At 68.0% G+C, this 9,951-nt stretch carries 12 protein-coding genes and 1 tRNA gene; 12 read left to right on the top strand and 1 reads right to left on the bottom strand.

The genetic code is table 11. From position 1 onward, the window contains the following. The coding region (locus D183_RS0100690; RefSeq protein ID WP_017907290.1) for a DUF3034 family protein at positions 1-765 on the top strand (765 nt) is incomplete at its 5' end. A gap of 13 nt (positions 766-778) precedes the next feature. Next, the gene (locus tag D183_RS0100695) at positions 779-1,210 is read left to right on the top strand and encodes a group I truncated hemoglobin (protein WP_017907291.1); all 432 of its coding nucleotides are present in this window, start codon (positions 779-781) and stop codon (positions 1,208-1,210) included. A 57-nt stretch (positions 1,211-1,267) separates the two neighbouring features. Here D183_RS0100695 and D183_RS0100700 read toward each other — a convergent pair whose 3' ends face one another. Further along, positions 1,268-2,068, bottom strand: coding sequence for an SDR family NAD(P)-dependent oxidoreductase (locus D183_RS0100700; protein WP_017907292.1), 801 nt, complete (start codon positions 2,066-2,068; stop codon positions 1,268-1,270). 110 nt (positions 2,069-2,178) lie between these two features. On the opposite strand from D183_RS0100700, the gene tpiA reads away from it, so the two are divergent. The 10 genes from tpiA to nuoG all read left to right on the top strand — a co-directional run. Then, positions 2,179-2,940, top strand: coding sequence for a triose-phosphate isomerase (gene tpiA, locus D183_RS0100705; protein ID WP_026143245.1), 762 nt, complete (start codon positions 2,179-2,181; stop codon positions 2,938-2,940). A 62-nt stretch (positions 2,941-3,002) separates the two neighbouring features. Then, complete coding sequence (gene secG / locus D183_RS0100710) at positions 3,003-3,416, top strand: preprotein translocase subunit SecG (protein ID WP_017907294.1); 414 nt, start codon at positions 3,003-3,005, stop codon at positions 3,414-3,416. A gap of 51 nt (positions 3,417-3,467) precedes the next feature. Continuing rightward, positions 3,468-3,552: transfer RNA gene (locus D183_RS0100715), tRNA-Leu, on the top strand. A gap of 107 nt (positions 3,553-3,659) precedes the next feature. Continuing rightward, complete coding sequence (locus D183_RS0100720; RefSeq protein ID WP_010343005.1) at positions 3,660-4,016, top strand: NADH-quinone oxidoreductase subunit A; 357 nt, start codon at positions 3,660-3,662, stop codon at positions 4,014-4,016. Next, entirely contained in the window at positions 4,007-4,561 is a 555-nt protein-coding gene (locus tag D183_RS0100725) for a NuoB/complex I 20 kDa subunit family protein (protein ID WP_010343006.1), read from the top strand. The genes D183_RS0100720 and D183_RS0100725 overlap by 10 nt, the downstream gene beginning before the upstream one ends. A gap of 32 nt (positions 4,562-4,593) precedes the next feature. Then, positions 4,594-5,343, top strand: coding sequence for an NADH-quinone oxidoreductase subunit C (locus tag D183_RS0100730; RefSeq protein WP_026144075.1), 750 nt, complete (start codon positions 4,594-4,596; stop codon positions 5,341-5,343). After that, complete coding sequence (locus D183_RS0100735; RefSeq protein WP_017907297.1) at positions 5,340-6,647, top strand: NADH-quinone oxidoreductase subunit D; 1,308 nt, start codon at positions 5,340-5,342, stop codon at positions 6,645-6,647. The genes D183_RS0100730 and D183_RS0100735 overlap by 4 nt, the downstream gene beginning before the upstream one ends. Continuing rightward, on the top strand, positions 6,644-7,171 hold the full coding sequence (gene nuoE, locus D183_RS0100740; protein WP_010343009.1) for an NADH-quinone oxidoreductase subunit NuoE: 528 nt from the start codon (positions 6,644-6,646) through the stop codon (positions 7,169-7,171). Before D183_RS0100735 ends, nuoE begins: the two co-directional genes overlap by 4 nt. A gap of 5 nt (positions 7,172-7,176) precedes the next feature. Continuing rightward, positions 7,177-8,520, top strand: a complete 1,344-nt coding sequence (gene nuoF, locus D183_RS0100745; RefSeq protein WP_017907298.1) for an NADH-quinone oxidoreductase subunit NuoF — start codon at positions 7,177-7,179, stop codon at positions 8,518-8,520. Then, positions 8,517-9,951, top strand: a 1,435-nt coding sequence (nuoG, locus tag D183_RS0100750; protein ID WP_017907299.1) for an NADH-quinone oxidoreductase subunit NuoG, incomplete at its 3' end; no start/stop codon positions are given. The genes nuoF and nuoG, both read left to right, overlap by 4 nt.

A 9,951-nucleotide genomic window follows, 5' to 3' on the forward strand; every position in this document is an offset into this window, starting at 1 on the left:
TCCAGCGTGGAAGGCAGTGGCGGTGGCGGCATCGTGCCGTGGGCGGCCCTGTCCGGCTACGGCACGCGCGATCAGGACGGCGCGGTGCTGTTCGCCACGCACGTGGACAGCGGCGATTACCGGCTGGACGTGCAGGGGGCGGCGCTGACCCTGGGCAACCGCCTGGAGCTGTCGCTGGCGCGGCAGCGCCTGGACCTGGGCACGTTGCAGCGGCGGCTGGCGCTGCCGTGGCATGCGCTCGGTCAGGACGTGGTCGGCGCCAAGCTGCGGCTGGGCGGCGACCTGATCTACGGCGCCGCGCCGCAGGTGGCGCTGGGGGTGCAATACAAGCGGCTGCGCGACGGCGCCTTGCCGTTGGCGATCGGCGCGCGCGCCGACCATGGCACCGACATCTATCTCAGCGCCGCCAAGCTCTGGCTGGACGCGGCCGGTGGCTACCAGTTGCTGGTCAACGGCACCCTGCGCGCCACCCGCGCCAACCAGACCGGGCTGCTCGGGTTCGGCGGCGATCGCGGCAATACCTACCGGCTGGTGGCCGAGGCCAGCGTCGCGGTGGTGCTCGACCCGTCCTGGGTGCTGGGCCTGGAATACCGGCAGAAACCGGACAACCTCGGATTCGCCCGCGAGGACGCCTGGGCGGATGCGTTCGTGGCATGGTTCCCGAACAAGCGCGTGTCCGTGGTCGGCGCCTGGGCCGACCTCGGGGACGTCGCCACCCTGCGCGACCAGCGCGGGCCCTATCTCTCCCTGCAGGTGGCGTTCTGACATGGTCAGGCCGATGCGCGTCCTGATCCCGATTCTGCTGGCGACGGCCGCGCTGCTGGCCGGCTGCGCCAGCGCCCCGCGGCCGCCGCGCACGCTGTACGCCGACCTGGGCGGCCAGCCCGGCATCGAGGCGCTGGTGGAGACGCTGCTGTCGCGCATCGCCGACGAACCGCGCATCGTCCAGCACTTCGCCCGGGTCAACATCGTGATGCTGGACCAGCGCCTGGTGCAGAAGTTCTGCCACCTCAGCGACGGGCCATGCGCCGACACCGCCAAGCCGATGAAGCAGGCGCACCAGCATCTGCCGATCCACGAGGCGGACTTCAACGCGTTGGTCGAGGACCTGGTGTGGGCAATGGACCAGCGCGGCATCCAGCGCCGCGTGCAGAACCGGTTGCTGGCCAGGCTGGCGCCGCTACACGGCGATATCGTCAACCAGCCCTAGCGGCCTGCCGCGCGGCGCGATACCCGGACCCCGCTCGCAGGACCGGCAGGGCGCGGGCTATTCCACCGACCTGATCCGATGCGAGCCGCGCCCCATCAGCCGCAGCAGCAGGGCATTGGGCAGTAGTGCCGTCAGGCCGAGCAGGGCGCGGTAGACCGCGCCGGGGACCACCCGGACCTTGCCGCGTTCGGCGCCGTCGATGCCGGCGCGGGCCACCGCGGCGGTCTGCAGCCAGAGCCAGCGCGGCAGGGCGTTCATCTGTTCGCGGGTGCCGGTGACGTCGTGGAACTCGGACCAGGTGAAGCCGGGGCATAGCGCGCAGACGCCGACGCCGCGGTCGGCGTTCTCCAGCGCCAGCGATTCGCTGAAGCGCAGCATGAAACTCTTCGCCGCCGCGTACAGGGTGTGGCCATCGGCGCCGGGCACCAGGGCGGCGAACGAGGCGACGTTGAGGATGCGGCCGTGGCCGCTGGCGCGCAGCGCCGGCAGCAGCCGCCAGGTCAGTTCGCACACGGCGCCGACCATCACCTGCAGGAACGCCGCGTGCACCGCCCAGTCCTGGGCGATGTAGCGGCCGGGCACGCCGTAACCGGCGTTGTTGACCAGGATCCGCACCGCCAGACCGCGCCGTTCGATCTCGGCCACCAGTGCGGCTGGCGCGGCCGGATCGGCCAGGTCCGCGACCAGCACCTCCACCGGCACCTGCGGCCGCAGTTCGGCGGCCAGCGCCTGCAGCTGTGCCTCGCGGCGCGCGCTCAGGATCAGCGGCACGCCGCGGCGGGCGTACTCGCGGGCGATCTCGCGGCCGATGCCGCTGGAGGCGCCGGTGATCAGGGCGTAGCCGGGAAGCTGGGTCATGGCGGTCTCTGCGCGTGGAGCGGGGCGGGAGGGTGGAACGGCAGGGACGATGCCGGCCCTTGGCGGCGCATCGGCTATCCTCTCGGCACTTTTTCGCCGGAGATGCGCCGATGCGACGCAAGATCGTAGCCGGAAACTGGAAATTGCATGGCACCCGCCACTTCGCCGCCGACCTGGTGCGGGAGATCGTCACCGGGCTGCACGAGGCCGAGCACGACGTGGAGGTGGTGATTCTGCCGCCGCTGCCTTACCTGGGCGACCTGATCGAGCATTTCGAGGACCGGCTGCTGCGCTTCGGCGCGCAGGACGTCAGCAGCAACGAGAAGGGCGCCTACACCGGCGAGGTGTCGGCGGCGATGCTGGTGGACGTGGGCGCCGACTATGGCCTGGTCGGACATTCGGAGCGGCGCCAGTACCACCAGGAGAGCAGCGAGCTGGTCGCGCGCAAGTTCGCCGCCGCCCTGCACGCCGGGCTGGTCCCGATCCTGTGCGTGGGCGAGACCCTGGAGCAGCGCGAGGCTGGGCGCACCGAGGCGGTCATCGCCGCGCAGCTGGCGCCGGTGCTGGATCTGGTCGGCGCCGACGGCTTCGCCCGCGCGGTGGTGGCCTACGAGCCGGTCTGGGCGATCGGCACCGGCCGCACCGCCAGCCCGGCGCAGGCGCAGGCGGTGCACGCGTTCATCCGTGGCGAAGTGGCGGCACGCGATGCTAGAATCGCGGATTCGTTGCCGATCCTGTATGGCGGCAGCGTCAAGCCCGACAACGCCGCCGAGCTGTTCGCGCAGCCGGATGTCGATGGCGGGCTGGTGGGCGGCGCCTCGCTGGTCGCCGCGGAATTCCTGGCCATCGTGCGAGCGGCGGCCACCTGTTGAGCGAACGGCCGCCGCTGGCGGCCGTTCGTCCCCCAAGTCGTACTGTCCGGACGGATTTCGAAATGCTGATGGTCATCCTCAATGTGGTCTACGTGCTGGTGGCGATCGCGATGATCGCGCTGATCCTGATGCAACGCGGCGCCGGTGCGGCGGCGGGTTCCGGGTTCGGCGCTGGCGCGTCCGGCACCGTGTTCGGATCGCGCGGCGCGTCCAACTTCCTGTCCAAGTCGACCAAGTGGCTGGCGGTGGTGTTCTTCGCCATCAGCCTGTTCATGGCCTGGTACGCCGGCCACAGCGCGCGTCCGGCCGACGCCAATCTGGGCGTGATGTCGCAGTCGGCCACCCCGGCGCCGGCTGCGCCGGCAGGCGAACTGCAGGTCCCGCAGGCGCCGGCTGCCCCCGCCGCCGCCCCGGCCGCCCAGCAGGCGCCGGAAAAAGCGCAAGAAAAGTCGCCTGCCCCGTCGCAGAAAGACTGAAGGCGGTTACAATATGCTGCGCGGCGGGATTGCCGCGCAGGTTTTACGCAAGCCCAGGTGGCGGAATTGGTAGACGCACTACCTTGAGGTGGTAGCGACTTAGGTCGTAGGGGTTCGAGTCCCCTCTTGGGCACCATTGTTTGGCTACGGTTTCTGCGCGAAGGCATCACGCCCTCGCCCGGAGAATCGTCTATCCCATGCCTGCACGGCACGCGTGCGGGCACAGGCAAGAGAGAATCGCGAGTGCTGGCCGAATATTTGCCGACCCTGCTGTTTCTGATCGTGGCCACCGGTATCGGCGTCGCGCTGATGCTGGTGGGGCGGTTCCTCGGTCCCCGGCGTCCCGACCTGAAGAAGCTCTCGCCGTACGAGTGCGGCTTCGAGGCCTTCGAGGACGCGCGCATGAAGTTCGATGTGCGCTACTACCTGATCGCCATCCAGTTCATCGTCTTCGATCTGGAAATCATCTTCATCGTGCCGTGGACGCAGGTGTTCATGGACCTGGGCGCTCGCTCCCTGGTCACCATGGGCCTGTTCGTCGGCATGCTGTTCCTCGGTTTTGTTTACGTGTGGAAGAAGGGAGCGCTGGAATGGGAGTGATTCAGACCCTGGATCGCCTGATGACCAACCCGATCCCGGAAGGGCGGGTGGACGACATCCTGCGTCCCGAAGGCGAAAACCCGCTGCTGGAAAAGGGCTACGTCACCACCAGCGTCGATGCGCTGCTGAACTGGGCGCGCACCGGCTCGATGTGGCCGATGACCTTCGGCCTGGCCTGCTGCGCAGTCGAGATGATGCACGCCGGCGCCGCGCGCCTGGACCTGGACCGCTACGGCGTGGTGTTCCGCCCGTCGCCGCGCCAGTCCGACGTGATGATCGTCGCCGGCACCCTGGTCAACAAGATGGCCCCGGCGCTGCGCAAGGTCTACGACCAGATGCCGGACCCGAAGTGGGTCATCTCGATGGGCAGCTGCGCCAACGGCGGCGGCTACTACCATTACTCGTATTCGGTGGTGCGCGGCTGCGACCGCATCGTGCCGGTGGACGTCTACGTCCCGGGCTGCCCGCCGACCGCCGAGGCCCTGGTCTACGGCATCCTGCAGTTGCAGAAGAAGATCTGGCGAACCCAGACCATCGCGCGCTGATTCCTCTTTCCTCGAGAGCACGCCAAGCCCCCATGGCAGAGCAAGCATCTTCCTTTAGCGACCGACTCGGCGCCCGTTTCCCCGGCAGCCAGGTCTTCGTGGCCCTTCCGCGCGGCGAAGTCACCCTGGAAGTGCCGGCCGACGCCTGGCACGCCACCTGCCTGGCGCTGCGCGACGAGTTCGGTTTCGAACAGCTGTCCGACCTGTGCGGCGTCGATTACCTCGGCTACGGCAGCGACGAGTGGGATACCTCCGACGTGTCCTCGCACGGCTTCAGCCGCGGCGTCGAAGGCAAGGCCGTGGGCCGTTTCGCCTGGGGTGAGTTCCCCAGCGGTGAGGCTGCCGGCGGCGCCCAGCCGTTGCCGGTCCCGCAGCAGCGTTTCGCGGTGCTGGCGCAGCTGATTTCCTACCGCCACAACCAGCGCCTGCGCGTGCGTTGCTACGCGCCGAACGAAGACCTGCCGGTGGTGGCCTCGGTCACCGACATCTGGCCGGGCGCGAACTGGTTCGAGCGCGAGGCGTTCGACCTGTTCGGCGTGGTCTTCGCCGGGCACCCGGACCTGCGCCGCATCCTCACCGACTACGGCTTCGTCGGCCATCCGTTCCGCAAGGATTTCCCGCTGATCGGCAACGTCGAAGTGCGCTACGACGAAGAGAAGCAGCGCGTGATCTACGAGCCGGTGACCTCGGTGGAGCCGCGTGTGGGCGTGCCGCGCGTGATCCGCGACGATGCGCGCTACCAGACCGCGGCGGGCGAAGCACAGAAGGAGTCCGCCAAGTGAGCGAGTACCACCAGGCGCACGACGGGTTCGCCAGCAATCCTGCCGAAGCCAAGCAGGAAATCCGCAACTACACGATGAACTTCGGCCCGCAGCATCCGGCCGCGCACGGCGTGCTGCGTCTGATCCTGGAAATGGACGGCGAGACCGTGGTCCGCGCCGATCCGCACATCGGCCTGCTGCACCGTGGCACCGAGAAGCTGGCCGAGTCCAAGCCGTTCAACCAGTCGATCGGCTACATGGATCGCCTGGACTACGTGTCGATGATGTGCAACGAGAACGCCTACGTGCGCGCGATCGAGACCCTGATGGGGATCGAGGCGCCGGAGCGTGCGCAGTACATCCGCACCATGTTCGACGAGATCACCCGCATCCTGAACCACCTGATGTGGGTCGGTTCCAACGGCCTGGATCTGGGCGCGATGGCGGTGATGCTGTACGCGTTCCGCGAGCGCGAAGAGCTGATGGACGTGTACGAGGCGGTGTCGGGCGCGCGCATGCACGCGACCTACTACCGCCCGGGCGGCGTCTATCGCGACCTGCCGGACCGCATGCCCAAGTACCAGGAATCGCGCTGGCACAAGGGCAATGCGCTGAAGCGGCTCAACGCCGCGCGCGAAGGCTCGATGCTGGACTTCCTGGAGGAGTTCACCAACACCTTCCCGGCGCGCGTGGACGAGTACGAGACCCTGCTCACCGACAACCGCATCTGGAAGCAGCGCACCGTCGGCATCGGCGTGGTCACCCCGGAACAGGCCTACGCCTGGGGCATGACCGGCGCCATGCTGCGCGGTTCGGGCATCGCCTGGGACCTGCGCAAGAAGCAGCCGTACGCCAAGTACGACAGCGTCGATTTCGACATTCCGCTGGGCACCAACGGCGATTGCTACGACCGCTACCTGGTGCGCGTGGCCGAGATGCGCGAGTCCAACCGCATCATCAAGCAGTGCGTGCAGTGGCTGAAGGCCAACCCGGGCCCGGTCATGGTCGAGAACTTCAAGGTGGCGCCGCCCAAGCGCGCCGAGATGAAGGACGACATGGAAGCGCTGATCCACCACTTCAAGCTGTTCAGCGAAGGCTATTGCGTGCCGGCCGGCGAGACCTACTGCGCGGTCGAAGCGCCGAAGGGCGAGTTCGGTTGCTACCTGATGTCCGACGGCGCCAACAAGCCGTTCCGCGTGCACCTGCGCGCGCCGGGCTTCGCCCATCTATCGTCGATGGATGCGATCGTGCGCGGCCACATGCTGGCCGACGTGGTGGCGATGATTGGTACCTATGATCTGGTGTTTGGTGAGGTCGACCGATGAAGGCGACAGGTAATTTCGAAGCGGCGCGCGACGTCGATCCGATGGTGGTGCTGAGCGACAAGACGCGCGCGCACATCGATCACTGGCTGAGCAAGTTCCCGCCGGACCGCAAGCGTTCGGCGGTGCTGCAGGGCCTGCACGCCGCGCAGGAGCAGAACCAGGGCTGGCTGACCGACGAACTGATCGCCGGCGTGGCCAAGTATCTGGAACTGCCGCCGGTGTGGGCCTACGAGGTCGCCAGCTTCTACTCGATGTTCGAGACCGAGAAGGTCGGCCGCAACAACGTCGCGTTCTGCACCAACATCAGCTGCTGGCTCAACGGCGCCGAGGATCTGGTCGCGCACGCCGAGAAGAAGCTCGGCTGCAAGCTGGGCCAGTCCACCGCCGACGGCCGCGTCTACCTCAAGCGCGAGGAAGAGTGCCTGGCCGGTTGCGCCGGCGCACCGATGATGGTCATCAACGGCCACTACCATGAGCATCTGACCAAGGACAAGGTCGACGAATTGCTGGACGGGTTGGAGTAACGGCAATGGCACAGCATCCCCACGCTCCCACCGGTCCGGTCGGCCCCGCGCCGCAGCCGCACCAGGTGGTGTACACCACGCTGCACTACGACACCCCGTGGTCCTACGAGAGCTACCTGAAGACCGGTGGCTATGCCGCGCTGCGCAAGATCCTCGAAGAGAAGATCCCGCCGGAGCAGGTGATCGAGATGGTCAAGCAGTCGAACCTGCGCGGCCGTGGCGGCGCCGGCTTCCCGACCGGCCTGAAGTGGTCGTTCATGCCCAAGGGCGCGCCGCAGAAGTACATCCTGTGCAACTCGGACGAGTCCGAGCCGGGCACCTGCAAGGACCGCGACATCCTGCGCTACAACCCGCATTCGGTGGTGGAGGGCATGGCTATCGCCTGCTACGCCACCGGCTCCACCGTGGGCTACAACTACCTGCGCGGCGAGTTCCACCACGAGCCCTTCGAGCATTTCGAGCAGGCCCTGGCCGACGCTTACGCCAATGGCTGGCTGGGCAAGAACATCCTCGGCAGCGGCATCGACATCGACATCTACGGCGCCCTCGGTGCCGGCGCCTACATCTGCGGCGAAGAGACCGCGCTGATGGAGTCGCTGGAAGGCAAGAAGGGCCAGCCGCGCTACAAGCCGCCGTTCCCGGCCAACTTCGGCCTGTACGGCAAGCCGTCGACGATCAACAACACCGAGACCTACGCCTCGGTGCCGGCGATCATCCGCAACGGCCCGGAATGGTTCCTGGGCTTGAGCAAGACCAAGAACGGCGGCCCGAAGATCTTCTCGGTGTCCGGCTGCGTGCAGAAGGGCGGCAACTTCGAAGTGCCGCTGGGCACCACCTTCGACGAACTGCTGGAAATGGCCGGCGGGCTGAAGCCGGGCCGCACCCTCAAGGGCGCGATCCCGGGCGGCGTGTCGATGCCGGTGCTGAAGGCCGAGCAGCTCAAAGACCTGCAGATGGACTACGACACCCTGCGCGCGCTGGGCACCGGCCTGGGCTCGGGTGCGATCGTGGTGCTCGACGACAGCGTGTGCTGCGTGAAGTTCGCCTGCCGCATTTCGCAGTTCTTCCACAAGGAGTCCTGCGGCCAGTGTACCCCGTGCCGCGAAGGCACCGGCTGGATGCACCGCGTGCTGGAGCGCATCGTCGCCGGCAAGGCCACGATGGAAGACCTGCACCAGCTGCGCACCGTCGCCGGGCAGATCGAAGGTCATACCATCTGCGCTTTCGGCGAAGCGGCGGCCTGGCCGATCCAGGGCTTCCTGCGCCAGTTCTGGGACGAATTCGAGTACTACATCGTCAACGGTCATTCGATGGTTGACGGCAAGAAGCTGGAGGCAGCCGCCGCATGAGCGCGCAACCCAACAATCCCGGCGCGACCCCCGCGGTCGTGCCGGAAGGCCATGTGACCGTCGAGATCGACGGCCAGTCGCTGGTCGTGCCGAAGGGCTCGATGATCATCCAGGCCGCCGACAAGGCCGGCATCCCGATCCCGCGCTTCTGCTACCACGAGAAGCTGCCGATCGCGGCCAACTGCCGCATGTGCCTGGTCGATGTCGAAAAGTCGCCCAAGCCGTCGCCGGCCTGCGCCACGCCGGTCATGGACGGCATGAAGGTGCAGACGCGCAGCGACAAGGCGCTGAAGTACCAGCGCAGCGTCATGGAATTCCTGCTGATCAACCATCCGCTGGACTGCCCGATCTGCGATCAGGGCGGCGAGTGCGAGTTGCAGGATGTGTCGCTGGGCTACGGCCGTTCGGTCAGCCGCTTCAACGAGCGCAAGCGCGTGGTGCCGGACGAGGACATCGGGCCGCTGGTCGCCACCGAGATGACCCGCTGCATCCAGTGCACCCGCTGCGTGCGCTTCACCGCGGACATCGCCGGCACCTACGAGCTGGGCGGCATGTACCGCGGCGAGAACCTGCAGATCGGCACCTACGACGGCAAGCCGCTGACCACCGAGCTGTCCGGCAACGTGGTCGACGTGTGCCCGGTCGGCGCGCTGACCAACAAGGTGTTCCAGTTCCGCGCGCGGCCATGGGAACTGGTGGCGCGCGAGTCGCTGGGCTACCACGACGCGATGGGCTCCAACCTGTTCCTGCACGTGCGCCGCGGCGAAGTGCTGCGCACCGTGCCGCGCGACAACGAAGCGGTCAACGAGTGCTGGCTGTCCGACCGCGACCGCTACTCGCACCAGGGCCTGTACGCCGAAGACCGCGCACTGCGGCCGATGCGCAAGGTCGACGGGCAGTGGCGCGAGGTGTCGTGGGCGGAAGGGCTGTCCGCCGCGAGCGAGATCCTCAAGGCCAACCGCGGCGACGCGCTGGGCGTGCTCGCGCATCCGTCCACCTCCAACGAGGAGGGCGCGCTGCTGGCGCGCCTGGCCGCGGGCCTGGACAGCGGCAACCTCGATCACCGCGTGTACAACCGCGACTTCTCCGATGCCGCGCTGGCCGAGCCGTTCGCGCTGCCGCTGGCGGAGATCGAGCAGGCCGACGTGGTGGTGATCCTGGGCAGCAACCTGCGCCATGAACTGCCGCTGCTGCATGCACGCCTGCGCAAGGCGCGGATGCAGCGCCAGACCAAGGTGTATTCGATCAACCCGGTCGATTTCGACGTGGCCTTCGACCAGGCCGGCCGCCAGATCGTGGCGCCGTCGAAGTTCGCCGAGGCGCTGGCCGACGCCGCGCTGCGCGAGGCGGTGCAGGGCGCCGGCCGTGCGGTGCTGATCGTCGGCGCGCTGGCCGAGAACCATCCGCAGGCCGCGGCCCTGCGTGCCGCCA

This window comes from Xanthomonas sp. SHU 199 (assembly GCF_000364665.1).
In the GTDB taxonomy this organism is placed as follows: Bacteria; Pseudomonadota; Gammaproteobacteria; order Xanthomonadales; family Xanthomonadaceae; genus Xanthomonas_A; species Xanthomonas_A sontii.